Origin of the sequence: Tepidanaerobacter sp. EBM-38 (assembly GCA_001896545.1) — a bacterium.
In the GTDB taxonomy this organism is placed as follows: Bacteria; Bacillota; Thermosediminibacteria; order Thermosediminibacterales; family Tepidanaerobacteraceae; genus Tepidanaerobacter.
On the sequence record MPOT01000041.1, the window covers coordinates 22,386 to 39,740 of the forward strand.

Sequence of the window (17,355 nt, forward strand, 5' to 3'; positions counted from 1 at the left end):
AATGAATGAAGAATATATTTGCCGTTGTGAAGAAGTCACCAGGAAAGAAATTCAGGAGGCTATTGATGATGGAGCTACAACTTTAGCCGGAGTTAAGCGCAGAACTCGTGCCGGTATGGGTCTGTGTCAGGGTAGAACTTGCCAGCGTTTGGTTACTCAAATGCTGTCAAAGGTCAAGGATCCGGCTGAAATAAAACCACCCACCTCCAGACCTCCGGTACGTGCTGTAAAAATCGGAGAAATCGTGGAGGGGGAAGATGAGTGAAGAAAAATGCTGATGCAGTAGTTATAGGCGGTGGGGTAATAGGCACTTCTATAGCATATTACTTATCAAAGAAGGGTATAGGTGTAATTCTTCTTGAAAAAGACGACTTGGCATCAGGTTCTTCAGGAGCTTGTGATATAGACATAATTTTGCAATCTAAGAACCCGGGTATCCACTTACAGCTTGCTATGGAAAGTGCAAAAATGTATGAGACTCTAGCAGATGAATTGGACTTTGATATAGAATACAATGCTACCGGTGGCATGATTTTAATCGAAAATGAAGACCAATTGAAAGTTATGAAGGATTTTGTCAGACGGCAAAAAGACATCGGTCTTCAAGTGGAACTTCTAAGTCTTAAGGAAGCATCGAAGATTCAACCCGGGCTTTCACCGCATTTAGTGGGAGCTACATACAGCTTGCAGGATGCTCATGTAAACCCAATGCGGCTCTGTTTCGCATTCTCTCGAGCCGCAAAGAGATTAGGTGCAAAAGTATATCTGGGCACTTCGGTTTTAGACATAAGAGCAGAAAATGGTAAAGTAAAGTCAGTTATTACTAATAGAGGAGAAATTGAAACAAATATAGTTATAAATGCAGCAGGGGTTTATGCTCCATTCATCGGTGAAATGGCAGGCCTTTCACTTCCCATAAAACCCAGAAGAGGCCAGATAATTGTGACGGAGCCTGTACCGAAACTGGTTATGGCGGATGTGCTTTGTGCAAAATACATAGCGGCAAAATATAATCCAAATCTACTCAAAGAATCGGATAATCCAGAAACCCGGCTTGGAGTAGGCCTTTCGCTGAGCCAGACCCGTGATGGCCAGATATTAATAGGTGCTACTCGTGAATTTGCAGGTTATAATAAAAATACTACTCATGAAGCACTTCATGCCATTGTTAACAATGCTGTGCGTTTAGTACCTGCCTTAAGGCATATTCATGCTATCAGATCTTTTGCAGGCCTTAGACCTTATACTCCTGACGGGCTACCTCTATTAGGACCTGTTGAAAATGTACAAGGGTTTATAATGGCTGCTGGGCATGAGGGCGACGGGATAGCACTTTCTCCGGTTACGGGAAGGATTATTTCTGACTTGATTACAGAAGGCAAAACATTTATGGATGTAAGCAAATTAAGCCCTTCGAGGTTTGGGTCTTTGTCAGGTAATGAAAATGCAATGTAAATAAAGACTATGAGGTATAATAATAGGCAAAGGAGGTAAGGAATTTTCAATATTTTATAGAATATATACTTATTAAAGTCATTTAATTATCCAAGCATAAGGAGGACTATTGAATGGAAAAAATACGATTTGCAATAGCAGGTTGCGGTGCTATAGCTGATACGCATGCACTTGCCATATCCCACATAGAAGATGCAAAATTAGTTGCTGTTTCCTCAAGGAGTATTGGTAAAGCCAAAGAGTTTGCCGTGAAATATGGATGTGATTTCTATACGGATTTTAATAAGATGTTAAAAAGACCCGATATTGATGTAATAAATATTTGCACTCCCAGCGGCCTTCACGCAGATATGGCGATTGCTGCGGCTAGAAGCGGTAAACATGTAATTGTTGAAAAACCAATGGATGTTACTCTGGAAAAAGCTGATGAAATGATAAAAACTTTCGAAAAAAATAAATTGAAATTATGTGTTGTTTTTCAGCGAAGATATGAAAAAGATATGCTAACAGCTAAAGAAATAGTTAATGAAGGAAAATTAGGCAAGATTTGTTTCGGTGGCTGCTATATAAAATGGTACAGAAACCAACAATATTATGACAGTGCCGATTGGCGAGGAACATGGAAATTGGATGGAGGGGGTGTCCTGATGAATCAAGCCATCCATTATATCGATCTTTTACAACATTTTCTAGGTCCGGTACAGGAAGTTTTTGCAAATTGCGGCACATTCAATCACAAAATTGAAGTAGAAGATTTAGCAGTAGCAAACTTGAAATTTGCCAATGGCGCTCTCGGAATTATTGAAGCTACTACTAATGCATACCCGGGTTTAATGTCCAGAATAGATATATACGGCTCTAATGGTACTATGGTTATAGAAAACGATGCCATAACAAGTCTTCACATAATAGGCGGTGAAGATGTAGTTGATAAAACAGAAAAGCAGGGAACTGGTGCGAACAGTCCCGCTGTTTTATTTGAAAACCATAAGATGCAATTTGAAGAAATGATTAAAGCAATCCGAACCGGGTCGGATATAGGAGTAGACGGCAAAGAGGGTAGGAAATCCTTGGAGATAATCTTGGCAATATACAAATCATCCCTTTCCGGTAAGCCTGTCAAACTGCCGCTAACAGACAGTTTGTTTTTAAATGAAGGTATCGGGAATGGATTTAATTAGAATTTCTAAGTAGAAAAACTGCAAAAACCTTTTAAAGGCAAAGAAAATGCCGGTGCGAAACATTCGTTATAAAATACTAAAAAAGTTTTTAAGAAAAGAGGATTTTATATTTTTATGGCGAATATAAAATATAAAAAGATAGTTAATTAATTTAAATAAGTATCATTTAATTGTTTAAGATATAAGGATAAAGGTGATATATTTGGCAAAAGAACCAGGTAACAGTAAGTATGTAAAAAAGCTGAATAGAATGTCAGTTATAAATACAATAAAAAAACATGAACCTATATCACGCCAGCAGCTTGCAAAAGTTACAGGTCTAACCCCTCCGGCAATAACAGGTATAGTTCGCGAATTACTGGATATGGGTATTGTAAGGGAAGTAGGCCTTGACAAATCCAGAGGAGGGCGGCGACCGGTTAAGCTGCGTTTTAATCCTGATGCGGGATATGTTATGGGTGTAGAGGTTACGAGATTCGAGTCTTTTATAGGGACAGCGGATTTAAAAAATCCTCCCACGGATTTTAGAAAATTAAAGATCGATATGACAGAACCTGAAATAGGTATTAAGCAATTGTCTGCCGAAATAAAAAAGATTATGAGTGAAGAAATATACATTAAGAAAACATTTCTTGGAATTGGAGTGGCTTTTCCTGGTCTGCTGAATATTTGCGAGGGCAGTGTTAAACGTTCAATCAACTTAGGTTCAAGTTGGAATCATTTCCCAGTCAAAGAGATTTTAGAAAGAGAGCTTGAACTACCGGTTTTTATAGAAAACAATTCCAATGCATCAGCTCTGGCCGAACGATGGTTTGGAGGGGGATCTGACTGTAAAGATTTAGTATATATTAATTTAGGCGAAGGCATAAGTGCAGGGATTGTGATTAACGATAGGGTACTGCAGGGGGCTCAAGGCCATGCGGGTGAAATCGGTCATATGTCAATACAGGAAGATGGCCCTTTGTGTAATTGCGGAAACCGAGGATGCCTGGAAAGCATATGCGGTATCCCAGCATTGGTGAGGCAAGCCAAGGCGGAGTTGCCTGTAATCCCTGATGATGATGCATTAAAAAAGGCGTGGATGGCTAATAAGGAAATATCCATAGAAGATATAATAAAATCTGCATGTATTAAAGATTCATATTCTTGGGAACTCTTAAGGCAAATGTCTGTATATGTAGGTAAAGCGATAGCAAATGTTATAAACTTTTATAACCCCAAAATAGTTTTTATCGGTGGGAAAATGGCAGTAGTAGCAGATTATTTCATGGACATTATAAAGCAAAACGTTGATACTCATGCATTTCCTGAAATAGCACTTTCTACAGATATAGAAATTTCAACACTTAAAGATAAATCCGGAGTAATGGGGGCATGTGCCTTAGTGCTAAAGCATTTATTTAAATCAAATTCAGACATGCTTGAAGATGTACAGCAAGCTTCATATGAATAATTGTTGGGCAAGAACCTATAGTTCTAAAACTTGAACTTGCCGATTTTTACAAAATCTCAACCAAATCGGTCCGATGTTATATATAAGGCCTGCTTTTGGTATGTAAAAATCTAACAATTAGGTAGATAGTTAAAGAAAACGTAAAGATTATAAAGGGAGGCAAATTATTGAGTTGGTCAATGGCAGAATTTGAGATAAAAGTTCAGAGGGTCCGTGCTCTCATGAACGAAGTTGGAACATCTAATCTATTAATCAGTGGACTGATAAATTTTTTATGGTTAACAGGTGGTAGGCCTTACGTAAATATTACATCACCTAAATCCTGTGCCGATTTATTGGTAACTTACGATAAAATATATCTACTTTCGAGTAATATCGAGGCTCAGAGATTAAAAAACGAGGAGCTAGATGGCCTTCCAATAGAGGTTGCAGAATATCCTTGGTGGGAACCTGCAGCATATGATGATATTTTGAAGGAAATAATTGGAAGTAACAGTGTTTATACCGATTCTCAAATAAGCGATAAATTTTCCGAGTTGAGATGGGAACTACTTCCTGAGGAACAAGAAAGATATCTGGAGACCGGAAAATGTGCGTCGAAAATTTTAGAGGAGGTAGCCTTTAGTATAAAACCGGGCGATACTGAATTAGAAGTAGCAAGCATGATAAAGAAGGTCTCGGCAGGGAATGATTTTTATCCTTTCGTAAATCTTGTGGGTGCGGATGAACGGGCTTATACTTGCCGACATCCGCTGCCTACAAAAAAGCCTATTGAAAAGTACGTATTACTTGCAATTTCTGGTCATAAATATGGCCTTATGACATCGATTACTCGTCTTGTTCATTTTGGAAAAGTATCCGAAGATTTGAGAAAGCGACATCAAGCAGTGCTACAAGTTGATACTGCATTTATAACAGCGACAAAGCCGGGCGTCAAAGTTAAGGACATATTCGAAATAGGTAAAACCGCCTATGAGCAGGTGGGCTTTGCAAATGAATGGCATTATCATCATCAAGGTGGTATGGCCGGGTACAATTCAAGAGAGTTTAGGGCAACTTCCTATTGTGAGGTAACAGTCGCCTTAAATCAAGCGTATGCATGGAATCCCAGCATAGCGGGAACAAAATCCGAGGATACAATCTTAGTTACTGAAGATGGACCTGTAATATTAACTGAAGTTATAAACTATCCTGTTACAGAAGTCGAATTTAAGGGAGAGTCGATGTATAGGCCAGATATTTTAGTCAGGTAGTTAAGTATTTATAAGATAGTGAACTTAAAATGGAGGTTTTGAATGTGGACTACTTTTATCCTAGCAATGACGTAAAAGGTTACAGCCAAGTTGTAAAAGCAGGCAAAGACCTTGAATTTTGTGGGTTGGGCTTGCTGAAATTAGGCTCAAATGAGGTATGCAACCTGAAGACAGATGATGAAGAGGCAGTATTAGTTATTTTATCAGGCAAGTGTAATGTGGTCGTAAATGGAAAAGAATTTACCAATCTTGGAGAAAGGAAGGATGTATTCTCAGGCAACCCCACATCGGTTTATATACCAATTCAAAGTTCATTTAAAGTAGAAGAAGCACAAGGGTTTGCCCTGGAAGCTGCAGTGGTTTCTGCCAAAGCTGAAAAAAAATTCGAGCCATTTTTGGTAAGGCCGGAGGAAGTGGTATGCAATCATCGTGGTATTTTAAACTATCAGCGGGATGTCAGAGATATTATTGTGGCAAATGGTGAAGGCAAGGTTCATCGCATAGTAGTTGGTGAGACTATATCCTGTCCCGGACAATGGTCCAGCTATCCATCTCATAAACATGACGATTATAATCCTCCCTATGAGGCTAAAATGGAAGAAGTGTACTATTTTAAGATAAAGCCTGAAGATGGGTTTGGAATTCAAGTAATGTATAATGATGATTTGTCACTAAGAAAGGCATATATGCTAAAAGATGGAGATACAGTTATCATTCCAGAAGGTTATCATCCTGTAGCAGCAGCTCCTGGATTTCAGGTGTATTATCTGTGGGTAATGGCAGGAGATTACGGAAGGGAGCTTGTCCCAAAAGATGATCCTAAATTAGCTTGGCTTAACAATGTAGCTCCATTACTGAAATAAAATTAATCCTTAAGGGAGGTCAGGTTTTATGGTAAAACTAAATAAAGAATTATTAAAAAGTGATTTTAAATTTCCAAAAGACCTTATGGTGCAGCCTTTTCCTGATGATTTACCTGAACGGGTTATCCAGTTTGGTGAAGGCAATTTTCTAAGAGCTTTTGTTGACTGGATGTTTCATCAGATGAACAAGCAGAACTTATTTAACGGCCGTGTGGTAGTTGTTCAGCCGATTGCCCAGGGTTTGGTCGACAGGTTAAATGAGCAAGACGGCTTGTATACTCTAATTTTAAGAGGTCTAAAAGATGGAAAGCCTACTGAGCTAAAGGAAATTATAAGTTCGATAAGTCGCGGGATAAATCCTTATACTCAATGGGATGAATATCTTAAATGCGCGGAAAATCCTGATATTGAATTCGTGATTTCCAACACTACTGAAGCCGGTATTTCATATGATAAAAATGATAGTCTTAATAAAAAACCGCCCATTTCCTATCCGGGAAAACTTACAGCATACCTATACCACAGATTTAACCACTTTAAGGGCGATCCAACAAAAGGCATGGTTATTATACCCTGTGAACTTATTGATAGAAATGGCGATAATTTGAAAAAAATTATTTTGCAGCTATCCGATGATTGGAGCTTGCCTGAAGAATTTAAAAAATGGATAAAGGATAATAATATTTTCCTTAACACACTCGTAGATAGAGTAGTAACCGGCTATCCGAAAGATGAGATAGAGGATATCTTAAATTACCTAGGATATGAAGATGGCTTGGTAGACACTGGAGAACTTTTCCATTTATGGGTTATTGAAGGTCCTAAAGAGCTTTCTGAAAGACTTCCCTTTACCAAGGCAGGGCTTAATGTATTGTGGACTGATGACATGGCACCATACAGAACAAGGAAAGTCAGAATATTAAACGGTGCTCATACAGCCTCGGTGCCTGCAGCATTCCTATATGGTCTAGAAACTGTTGGTGAGATGATGGATCATGAAGTTCTAGGTAAATTTGCACGGCAGGTTATATATGATGAGATAATTCCTTCTATAAATTTAGACAAAAACATGCTGACTGAATTTGCAGATTCTGTTGTTGAGCGATTCCAAAATCCATATATTAAACATTATCTAATAAGCATACTGCTTAACTCATCATCGAAATTTAAAACAAGGGTATTGCCGTCAATTATCGAATATCAGCAATTGTACAGCAAGCTTCCGGAAAAACTTACATTTTCTTTGGCAGCCTTGATTTCGGTATACAAAGATGGAAAGGTCGAAGGCAGTGAAATGAAAGCTCGCCGAGATAAAGGCGAATTTATCATGAAAGATGATTTGTGGGCTCTGGAATTCTTTGAGAAAACATGGAGTGAATTTGACGGTAGTAAAGAAGCCGCTAAAAAGGTAGCCGAAACGGTACTTGCTAACAGCAAGATGTGGGAGCAAGACCTTAATAATATTGATGGTCTTACAGACAAAGTGGCTGATTATCTGTATCAAATTACCAATGATGGTATAAAAGCTACTGTTGAACGATTAGTTTAAGCATGTGAACATAGATATAGACAGATAAAAGAAACGGAGCAATAAAGGAAAGCAGTCCCTATGCTTGCCGGAAAAGCTTAAGGCGACGGCAAGCTTGCTTTTATCTTTGCACTCATGCGAAAGGATTGAAAGTTTTATGACGGTAATTAGAATACATGAAAAGGACAATGTGGCAGTAGCCATCGACAAGATAGACAAGGGCGAAGTTGTAAGAGTAGATTCATTTTCGATTACAGCCCTAGATAATATAGACCAAGGTCATAAAATCGCTCTTTGTGATATAAAGCAAGGCGAAAATGTTATAAAATATGGATTCCCAATAGGCCATGCTACGACCCATATAAAGGCGGGTGAGTGGGTTCATAGCCATAACCTGAAAACGAATTTAGGTGAAATATCAAACTATGAATATAACCCTCATCTTTCTAATATGGATATCATCGAAACTAGTCGCACTTTCCGCGGTTTTGTTCGTGAAGACGGCAAGGTAGGTATAAGAAATGAGATATGGATTATTCCCACAGTAAGTTGTGTAAACCGGAATGCTACTCTTATAGCCCAAATAGCTGCCGGAAAATTTGCAGACGTTAAAAACATAGAGGGTATTTACGAATTTACTCATCCTTACGGCTGCTCGCAGCTGGGTCAAGACCATTTAAGCACTCAAACAATTCTGGCAAATCTGGTCAAACATCCCAATGCAGGCGGAGTTTTAGTGTTAGGTCTTGGCTGTGAAAACAATAATATCGATGAATTTAAAAAAGTACTGGGACCATACAACCCTGATAGAGTAAAGTTCTTAGCAGCTCAAGAAGTAGAGGATGAAATCCAGGCAGGAGTAGAGCTTATAGGAGAATTAGTCGAATATGCATCACATTTCGAGAGACAGGCTTGTCCAATATCAGAGCTGGTAGTGGGACTTAAATGTGGTGGTTCTGACGGATTTTCAGGTATAACTGCAAATCCGTTAGTGGGTTCTTTTTCAGATAAGTTGATTTCTTATGGTGGGAGTACGATTTTAACTGAAGTACCGGAAATGTTTGGCGCTGAAACCATCCTTATGAACCGAGCTATAAATCAGGATGTATTTGAAGATATAGTAAAAATGATAAATAATTTTAAAGAGTATTTCATGAGTTATAACCAGCCAATTTATGAGAATCCATCACCAGGCAACAAAAAGGGTGGTATTACAACTTTAGAGGAGAAATCTTTAGGCTGTATACAAAAGGGCGGAACAAGTGATGTAGTAGATGTGTTGGATTATGGCGATGTGGTAAAAAAGAAGGGTCTTAGTTTGCTAAACGGTCCCGGTAATGATATGGTAGCATCAACGGTGCTTGCTGCTGCAGGGTGTCATTTAATTCTGTTTACAACAGGAAGGGGAACACCTTTGGGAACTGCAGTGCCTACCATAAAAATATCTACTAATAGTGACCTTTATAATCGGAAATCAAATTGGATGGATTTTGATGCAGGTAGGCTTTTATCCGGTGAAACAATGGAAAAACTAACTTTAGAACTTATAGACTACGTTACAGATATTGCTTCAGGACAAAAAAATAAAGCTGAGGAGATGGGATTTAGGGAGATTGCCATTTTTAAAAATGGAGTTACATTGTAACTTGTACGCTTACAGGAGGAGATAAATTGACAACAGTTGTTGAGAAATTTTGTAGCAAGGTTATATCGAATGGGTTGAATATAGAAGAGGCAAAAGCCGAGGCGGTTAATAATTTTGACGATATTTATCCAGATTCTATTCATGAAATTGATGCAAACATGATTTTTTTAGCTAGAATTGAAGGATGTAAGAAATTAGTTCTCATTGAGAATAAATCGCCAGCTTTGACTGATGAGTTTCAAACTGAGAGTAAAATAAACCTTAAGGATAAAAAGATAAAATTTGCATCTTTAAGTCATAAGAATGCTGACGTTTTGCGCAAACTCCTGCCTTTTACTTCACCGGTAACTTTTGGCAAAAATGGAATGAGTATGGGGCTGGGCGACAGACTGGGATTAGCATCACCGGGTCATCTAAGACTTATTAAAAATACTGCTGTAAAGCCTGTCCTTGCTCAACAATCCATAAGAGAGCTTGATTTGACAGAACGGACTTATGAAGAAGTAATGGATGCTGCCTCTTGGGCGGTTTTGCAAGAGGGATACCATAGCGGCTTTGGCGCAGATGGCGACCACTTAAAAACTGAAGATGAAGTTAAAATGGCACTTAATCTTGGCTTTACTATGATAACGCTTGATTGCTCAGAAAAAATAAACAATGATGTACCTTTAATGAACGATGATGAAGTAGTAAAAGCATATGACGAACTTAAGTCAGATTATAGGAAAAGGATTGAAAAAGATTATCTTGATAATGAGTTTGTTATTGACCAGTATAAGATAAAGTTTGATGATAAAAACCTTCAAAGATTAGCTTTAATATATGGAAAAGCCTTGGATTTTATTGCACATATTTTCTTTGATATAGTTAAGCCTATAGGAAGAACGATTGATTTTGAGGTTTCTATAGATGAAACCCAAACTCCTACCACTCCGGAGGCACACTTTTTTGTTGCATCAGAGCTTGAAAAGATGAAAGTTGAGGTTACTAGTATTGCCCCTCGATTTTGTGGTGAATTTCAGAAGGGAATTGACTATATAGGAGATTTAGACCAGTTCGAGAAAGAGTTTAAGGTTCATGCAAAGATTGCAGAGCACTTTGATTATAAATTAAGCATCCATTCCGGTAGCGATAAATTTAAAGTATTTCCTATAATTGGTTATTACACTAAAGGAAGGGTTCATGTTAAAACTGCTGGCACCAATTGGCTTGAAGCTTTAAAGGTTATAGCTGTAAATAACCCCAGCCTTTTTAGAAGAATATACGCATTTGCATTAGAACATTTTAAAGAAGCCACAAAGTACTACCATGTAACTACAGATTTAAGTAAAGTTCCGGACATAACAAAGTTATGTGACGAGGAATTAGATAAGGTATTGAACCAGAATGATGCACGGCAGATGCTTCACATAACTTATGGCTTGATTCTAACTGCAAGAGATGCGAACGGCAAATTTCTTTTTAGGGATGAACTTTACGAAACCTTAAATCTCCATGAGGATGATTACTATAAAGCTTTAGAAAGACACATAGGCAAACATATTGAACTGTTGAATTCTAACAGATAAAAAGCCATGGATATATGCTAAGTTCCGGTATGTATACTTATACTGCCGGAGCTTTTTTAACTTTTACACCAAAACCATGATATAATGATATTGATTACGGTGGGTTTTTACTGGAACACTTTTATATGCCAATTTTAAAATATAAACCGAGGGGTAGAAATGAAAACATTACTGGTAGGAATAAATGCAAAATACATTCATACAAATCTTGCTATACGGGACATTGCTGCCTATTGCAGATATGAAGATATTAGCGTCTACGAGGCAACAATAAATGACAATTTTGATGATATTCTAGAAGATATCATGTCTTACAATGCTGACCTAATTGGGTTTTCCTGCTATTTATGGAATATTGAAGACGTGTTGTACATCGCTGAAAATATAAAAAAAATAAAGAGTGAGACTGTGATTGTTCTAGGCGGGCCGGAAGTTTCGTATGAAACAGAAGAATTATTAAAAAGGGTTCCGCATGTAGACTATGTAATATTAAGTGAGGGAGAGAAGCGCTTTTGCGAATTACTTCAAGCTTTTAATGGGAAGATGCCTATAGAAAGCATTGATGGTTTAGCATATCGAATCAATGATAATATATTGGTAAACATTCCAAAGGAGTATGTGGATTTAAATGACATTCCCTTTCCCTACATCGATGAAGACCTGGAACATAAATTAGTGTATTATGAAACGTCTCGAGGATGCCCTTTTAAATGCGCATTTTGTATTTCTTCACTGGAAACCCACGTCAGAACAGCAGATCTGGAAAAAGTTAAAAATGACTTATTAAAATTCACCCAGATGGGAGTAAAGGTAGTAAAATTAGTAGACCGTTCGTTTAACTGCAATTTAGACAGAGCACTGGATTTGTTGGATATCATTCGTCAGTTTCCTGGTAATACAGTATTTCATTGTGAAATAAATCCAGAACTGGTAAATGACCGTTTTATAAAAGCTTTGTCAGGCATTGAAAAGCAGTTGCAGTTTGAAGTGGGAATCCAAAGTACCAATCCGGAAACTCTGAAAGAAATATCAAGGACACCAAATGTAAAAAGGGCAATTGAAGGAATTAAGCTGCTTAAGACAACCGGTATAAAGCTTCATGTGGATTTGATAGCAGGGCTGCCGCATGAGAGCTTTGAAAGGTTTGGTTATTCCTTTGATGAGGTATACAATCTTCATCCTGCTGAGATTCAGTTAGGATTTTTAAAGCTTTTAAAAGGTACCAGTCTGAGAAAATATGCCCATAAATACGGCATTGTCTATCGCACAAGACCTCCTTACGAAATTCTTTATAACAATGATATAAGCTATCAAGAGCTCTGCATACTTAAGGGAATAGCTCATTTAGTGGATAAGTATTATAACACTGGTCGATTCAGATACTCGATGACTTATCTTAATACAAAATTTGAACGGCCATTTGCGCTTTTTATGTCTCTTTACAATTATTGTAAAGAAAGAAACCTTTTTAGAACCAGACATTCTTTAAAAAATCAATATGATATATTATATTCCTTTGCAGAAAATATTGGCATTGATACAGATGCTTTCAAGGATATAATTAAATTTGATTTTATGCTAACTAGCGGTAAAGCAGCTTTACCAGAGTGTATTGAACCTATCGAAACTCGAGAATTTTTAAAGAAGGCCAAAGAATACGCATACAATAAAAAATGGCTTGAAACAAATTTGTTTCAAGCCATGGGTTTATCAAATCACAAATTATCCCAACAACTGAGTTACGGCCTTTTCAGGCATGATGTTCCAAACAGTACCAATAAAAAAACGAAGGGTATAGTTTTTTTACAGAAAGATGGGGAAAACTACTATGCTGAGTTTGACATCTAAGCCAGCATAACTCTATCTTCAGCAAATTTTTCACCTTGCAGCTGCTCAAACTTATTGAGCAGGCGGGGGATGGTCATGGTAGATTTTTCTTCACCACTTAAATCCATGACAATTTGCCCCTTATGCATCATAATGAGCCGATTGCCCATTTTTATAGCGTGTTCTAAATTGTGAGTTACCATGATTGTAGTGATATTATTCTTTTGCACGATTTCCTCTGTAAGACTATTTACCATTTGTGCTGTTTTTGGATCTAAAGCAGCTGTGTGCTCATCTAGGAGCAGAAGTTTTGGTTTTTTCATAGTAGCCATGATTAGAGTTAAAGCCTGTCGCTGACCACCTGAAAGTAATTTCACTTTAGTAGAAAGTCGATTTTCCAGCCCGAGAGGAATGTTCTTCAGATAATCTTTAAATATTTTCCTACGCTGAAAATCTAAACCCCAGCAAAGTGTCATATTATTGGGTCGTGCATAAGCCATGGACAGGTTTTCTTCAATTGTCATTGAAGGGGAAGTACCGAGCATGGGGTCCTGAAAAACTCGACCAATAAAAGCAGCTCGCTTAAATTCCGGAAGATGAGTAATATCTATGCCGTCTAGAAGAATTCTACCGCTGTCAACAGGGTGTACCCCAGCGACAACATTAAGCATGGTAGATTTACCGGCACCATTACTGCCGATTACGGTAATAAAATCCCCATCTTCAACTTTAAGCGATAAATTGTTTAAAACTTGATTTTCGTTAGGAGTATTCCGATAAAAAATTTTTTGTATATGGTCAAGAATTACCATAAGAATCACATCCTTTTATACGAAGTTTCAAGGCCTGTTTAATCTGGGGTGCTGTTAAAGCAATAACTACAACGATAGCAGTAAAAAGTTTTAAATCCGAGGCTTGAGCCAAACGGAAAGAAAGAACTAACGAAATACTAAATCGGTACAGGAAAGAGCCAAACAGCACTCCCAATGTGCTAATAAATACAGTTCTTCCACCTAAAAGGGTATCGCCGATTATTACTGAAGCAAGGCCTGCTACTATAGTGCCAACTCCCATTCCGGCATCTGCAAATCCAAGATACTGTGCCACTAAGGCGCCGGACAAAGCTACCAAGCTATTAGAAATAACTAAGCCGATTATCTTTGCAAGATCGGTATTTACACCTTGACTTCGTATCATTTGAGGATTATCACCTGTAGCTCTAAGTGCAAATCCCATTTGCGTTTTTAAAAAAGCATCCACTATAAACTTAATTAATAAGGCAAATATTATAAAAAATATCAAATAAACATGCTTTGACGGAAATGCCGGCCAAATCCCTTTTACAAAAGTATCTATTACTGAATAAATTGTCGGCTGATTTAACAGTGGTGTATTTGGCCGACCCATTATACGAAGATTTATTGAATATAGTGATGTCATGGTCAGAATCCCGGATAAGAGGTCGCTGATACCGGCCTTAGTATTTAAAATTCCGGTTATACATCCTGCCAATGCTCCAGCAAGAAGTGCCGCCAGAGTAGCGAAAAAAGGATGATAACCTCCTACTATAAGGGCAGCAGCTATTGCGGCTCCCAAAGGGAAACTTCCATCTACGGTAAGGTCGGAAAACTTCAGTATCTTAAAAGTTATATATACTCCCAGAGCCATTATACCGTACACCATACCCTGCTCCAATGAATTCAAGAGTAAGTTTTGCAACATGTGGAAAACACCCCTATTATTTTTCTATAATTTCATCTGCCCTGGATAGCACCTGTTCAGGAACGCTTAAACCTAATATATCGGCGGATTTTTTGTTTATTATGAGCTTTAAATCCTTAGATCCCTCAACGGGTATATCTGTAGGAGCTTCACCATTTAAAACTCTTGCAGCTACTAGACCTGTCTGTTTTCCTAAGAGATAATAATCTATTCCTAATGTGGCCAAGGCTCCACCATCTACATGGCCCCGCTCAGCGCCTATAACAGGGATTTTTGCGTCGTTCGCAACTTTTACAATATTACTTATGGCTGAAGCCACAGTATTATCAGTCGGAGTATATATAGCATCGACTTTTTCAATTAAAGATTGAATCGCCTGATTTACTTCACTGGTATTAGCTACGGTAGCTTCAAGTATTTCAAGTCCTAATTGTTTAGCCGATTCTTTAGCAATATTGACTTGAATAACTGAATTAGGCTCAGCAGCATTATAGACTATACCTATGCTTTTTGCTTCTGGAAGGATTTCTTTTAACAATTCTAACTGCTCATAAACAGGATTTAAGTCAGTGGTACCGGTAACATTTGTTTCCGGTTTTTCCAAACTCTTGACAAGACCTGCATCCACTGGATCGGTAACAGCAGTTACTAAAATCGGTATATCTTTGGTCGCATTTGCTGCTGCTTGAGCCGACGGAGTGGCAATGGCCAAAATAAGATCTACTTTTTCTGCTATAAGCTTACTGGCTATGGCTTGAGTAGTCGGAAAATCCGCCTGAGCATTTTCTATTAAAATATTTAGATTTTTACCTTCTTCAAAGCCGGCTTCTTTTAATCCGTCAATAAAGCCTTTGCAAGCTGCATCCAATGCCGGATGTTCGACAAATTGAGATATGCCTATTTTGAATATCTTGTCGGCAGTGGAAGGTTCAGGAGAAGATTTATCAGAATTTAAACTGCTGCTATCTTGACTGCCGCATCCAGCCAATATAAATGATAAAGCAATGATGAGGATTAATGTTGTTACGAAAATTTTCTTCAATTAAAAAAGCCCCCTTATCTTAGTTAGCAGTATGGGGGGGGATATGGACAAATAAAGAGTACACAAAAAAACACCCAGTAAGAGTGTTTTCGTACAAACAAAACCCATCTCCTACCATACTACCGTTCTACAAGTTATTTTGCATAAATCATATAACTATAATCAGAATTTGTCAATAGCAATTTTAATCTTGAAACTATTTGGGTTTGATTAGTAGTCATTGCCAGGTAAGGACCTGTGTCCTAAACCGATAACCACTTCATTAAAACTCAAAAAGCCTACGCCAAAAAACATAGCTACACTTATATGTTCTCCCCAGCGGGCAATTCCGATTTTGCCACCCACATTAAAGCCAACAGCTTTTTGCAAGACTTGTGAAAGAGCTTCTCTGGTGGCACCGATGAGAGCACCTTCCAATACGTGAACATTCTCCTTTATAACCCCTTCTCGCTTTGCGGCAACCAATGCCCTTTCAATAATTTTTTCAATGGAATTTACTAAATTACCTCCAAAATCTACGGCACAAACCTTTACATCCATATTTCGAAAAACCTGTTTTAGCTCAGCTTCTTCAGACCGTGTAGAAAGAGCCATTTTTATAGCCGCTTTTGCTACATCAGTACTCTCCAAAAAGAAAACCTCCCTACCCAAAGTATATTGTCCTTTAATTGCATATTTTTTATTATTATATCATAGAATAAACCACCTTACTACATTAATCTGCTTATTAGAAAAGCAGCTAAAAATCCAAATAATAATCCTGCATTTTCTAAATGCGTTCCTAAACTATGAGCTTTTGGAATGAGAGATGTACCTGTCATAAACAATATAGAGCCACCCGAGAAGGCCATTATCATTCCCAACCAAACATCGCTTAAATTTTTTAGCAGATAATATCCGGTTAAAGCGGCTAACGGGTCCAAAAGTGCTATAGTTATGGCCAATACCATGGCTGATTTTGCTGTAAGTCCAACTTTATCCATAAGATCACTTGTGGAAGATATACCTTCGGGAATATTATGGAGTAGAACTGACAGAGCTATTACTATTCCCAACTTACCTTCATCAGTGGCAAATCCGATTCCCATGCTCAAAGCTTCAGGTAAATCATCCAGAGCTGTACCGAGTATTGCACCGGTACCTGGCGCCACAAATTTAGCCATTAAGCTTTCTACAATATAAAAAAAGGCACCTCCGATTAGAAAAGCAAAGGAAGTAAAAAATGGCCCTGACAGTTGGTAAGCTTCATGCATCAGAGAATATGAAAGCACCGATAATAAAACTCCTGATCCAAAGGCCAAAATAAAAGCAAGGATCTTGTCCGGAATATTTTTTGTTCCGAGATAACCGCCTAAAACTACAGCTAAACCCGAAATAGAACTAAAAAATAGTATTTTAAAAAATGTATGCATTTGCTCTATACCACCTAAAAAATTTTAATAACAAAGCAGGATTTATAAAAGAATTAGTGAATTATACAATAAGCGGAGCGGATATTTCAGGGTAATCATTTAAGTGGGGGGGTTATATTGCCGTATATCATATGCCCACATTGCAACAAACGCTCATATTCTGCAGCGAATTTGGACGTTTGGACTTGCCCGTATTGCAATAAAGATATAAAAAAAGAAGAAGAAAAGGGGAACACAAAGAAAGAACAGGGAAAATAGCCCTGTTCTTTCTTTGCATATGCTAGGGGCTATTGCAGTCTATTATAATAATGCCCAAAACTTAAAAAAAATTTCCGACACCATATAATAAATAATGCCGGAAAGACCTTTAATCGTAATAGTTTTTCAAAATTATAGCAATAAAATA

15 protein-coding genes are annotated in these 17,355 nt (G+C 37.7%); 10 read left to right on the forward strand and 5 right to left on the reverse strand.

Translation table 11 applies throughout. The annotated features are described in order from the left end of the window. The first annotated feature begins 1 nt into the window (after position 1). The 10 genes from BUC45_RS04645 (at position 2) to BUC45_RS04690 (ending at position 12,794) form a co-directional block, all read left to right on the forward strand. Complete coding sequence (locus BUC45_RS04645; protein ID WP_296970701.1) at positions 2-265, forward strand: (2Fe-2S)-binding protein; 264 nt, start codon at positions 2-4, stop codon at positions 263-265. Next, complete coding sequence (locus BUC45_RS04650; RefSeq protein ID WP_296970702.1) at positions 262-1,455, forward strand: FAD-binding oxidoreductase; 1,194 nt, start codon at positions 262-264, stop codon at positions 1,453-1,455. Before BUC45_RS04645 ends, BUC45_RS04650 begins: the two co-directional genes overlap by 4 nt. A 113-nt stretch (positions 1,456-1,568) precedes the next feature. Next, on the forward strand, positions 1,569-2,636 hold the full coding sequence (locus BUC45_RS04655; RefSeq protein ID WP_296970703.1) for a Gfo/Idh/MocA family oxidoreductase: 1,068 nt from the start codon (positions 1,569-1,571) through the stop codon (positions 2,634-2,636). 193 nt (positions 2,637-2,829) lie between these two features. Further along, positions 2,830-4,089 (forward strand): ROK family transcriptional regulator, encoded by a 1,260-nt coding sequence (locus BUC45_RS04660; RefSeq protein ID WP_296970704.1) that lies wholly within the window; start codon positions 2,830-2,832, stop codon positions 4,087-4,089. Between the two features lie 167 nt (positions 4,090-4,256). Next, positions 4,257-5,342 carry a M24 family metallopeptidase gene (locus BUC45_RS04665; protein ID WP_296970705.1) on the forward strand — a complete coding sequence of 362 codons (1,086 nt, stop codon included), beginning with the start codon at positions 4,257-4,259 and terminating at the stop codon, positions 5,340-5,342. Between the two features lie 44 nt (positions 5,343-5,386). Further along, positions 5,387-6,205 (forward strand): 5-deoxy-glucuronate isomerase, encoded by an 819-nt coding sequence (gene iolB / locus BUC45_RS04670; protein WP_296970706.1) that lies wholly within the window; start codon positions 5,387-5,389, stop codon positions 6,203-6,205. Between the two features lie 28 nt (positions 6,206-6,233). Then, a complete protein-coding gene (locus BUC45_RS04675; RefSeq protein WP_296970707.1) occupies positions 6,234-7,754 on the forward strand; it encodes a tagaturonate reductase in 1,521 nt (506 codons plus the stop codon). A gap of 136 nt (positions 7,755-7,890) precedes the next feature. Beyond that, positions 7,891-9,378, forward strand: a complete 1,488-nt coding sequence (locus BUC45_RS04680) for a UxaA family hydrolase (protein ID WP_296970708.1) — start codon at positions 7,891-7,893, stop codon at positions 9,376-9,378. A gap of 26 nt (positions 9,379-9,404) precedes the next feature. After that, positions 9,405-10,946, forward strand: coding sequence for a tagaturonate epimerase family protein (locus tag BUC45_RS04685; protein ID WP_296970709.1), 1,542 nt, complete (start codon positions 9,405-9,407; stop codon positions 10,944-10,946). 159 nt (positions 10,947-11,105) lie between these two features. Next, the gene (locus tag BUC45_RS04690; RefSeq protein WP_296970710.1) at positions 11,106-12,794 is read left to right on the forward strand and encodes a B12-binding domain-containing radical SAM protein; all 1,689 of its coding nucleotides are present in this window, start codon (positions 11,106-11,108) and stop codon (positions 12,792-12,794) included. Here BUC45_RS04690 and BUC45_RS04695 read toward each other — a convergent pair. The 5 genes from BUC45_RS04695 to BUC45_RS04715 all read right to left on the reverse strand — a co-directional run bounded on the left by BUC45_RS04695 (position 12,791) and on the right by BUC45_RS04715 (position 16,949). Then, the gene (locus tag BUC45_RS04695; RefSeq protein WP_296970711.1) at positions 12,791-13,585 is read right to left on the reverse strand and encodes an ABC transporter ATP-binding protein; all 795 of its coding nucleotides are present in this window, start codon (positions 13,583-13,585) and stop codon (positions 12,791-12,793) included. The genes BUC45_RS04690 and BUC45_RS04695 overlap by 4 nt on opposite strands. Beyond that, a complete protein-coding gene (locus BUC45_RS04700; RefSeq protein ID WP_296970712.1) occupies positions 13,572-14,495 on the reverse strand; it encodes an ABC transporter permease in 924 nt (307 codons plus the stop codon). The genes BUC45_RS04695 and BUC45_RS04700 overlap by 14 nt, the downstream gene beginning before the upstream one ends. A gap of 16 nt (positions 14,496-14,511) precedes the next feature. Further along, complete coding sequence (locus BUC45_RS04705; protein WP_296970713.1) at positions 14,512-15,537, reverse strand: ABC transporter substrate-binding protein; 1,026 nt, start codon at positions 15,535-15,537, stop codon at positions 14,512-14,514. Between the two features lie 210 nt (positions 15,538-15,747). Continuing rightward, positions 15,748-16,167 carry a HutP family protein gene (locus tag BUC45_RS04710; protein WP_013778639.1) on the reverse strand — a complete coding sequence of 140 codons (420 nt, stop codon included), beginning with the start codon at positions 16,165-16,167 and terminating at the stop codon, positions 15,748-15,750. Positions 16,168-16,247: 80 nt separating this feature from the next. Then, entirely contained in the window at positions 16,248-16,949 is a 702-nt protein-coding gene (locus BUC45_RS04715) for a ZIP family metal transporter (RefSeq protein WP_296970714.1), read from the reverse strand. Positions 16,950-17,355: the final 406 nt, after the last annotated feature.

What these genes read in the sequence shown, in the direction of transcription:
- BUC45_RS04690 (WP_296970710.1), top strand. Translation starts at nt 11,106, where the DNA reads ATGAAAACATTACTGGTAGGAATAAATGCAAAATACATTCATACAAAT.
- BUC45_RS04695 (WP_296970711.1), bottom strand. Translation starts at nt 13,585, where the DNA reads ATGGTAATTCTTGACCATATACAAAAAATTTTTTATCGGAATACTCCT.
- BUC45_RS04655 (WP_296970703.1), top strand. Translation starts at nt 1,569, where the DNA reads ATGGAAAAAATACGATTTGCAATAGCAGGTTGCGGTGCTATAGCTGAT.
- BUC45_RS04715 (WP_296970714.1), bottom strand. Translation starts at nt 16,949, where the DNA reads ATGCATACATTTTTTAAAATACTATTTTTTAGTTCTATTTCGGGTTTA.
- BUC45_RS04675 (WP_296970707.1), top strand. Translation starts at nt 6,234, where the DNA reads ATGGTAAAACTAAATAAAGAATTATTAAAAAGTGATTTTAAATTTCCA.
- BUC45_RS04680 (WP_296970708.1), top strand. Translation starts at nt 7,891, where the DNA reads ATGACGGTAATTAGAATACATGAAAAGGACAATGTGGCAGTAGCCATC.
- BUC45_RS04700 (WP_296970712.1), bottom strand. Translation starts at nt 14,495, where the DNA reads ATGTTGCAAAACTTACTCTTGAATTCATTGGAGCAGGGTATGGTGTAC.
- BUC45_RS04645 (WP_296970701.1), top strand. Translation starts at nt 2, where the DNA reads ATGAATGAAGAATATATTTGCCGTTGTGAAGAAGTCACCAGGAAAGAA.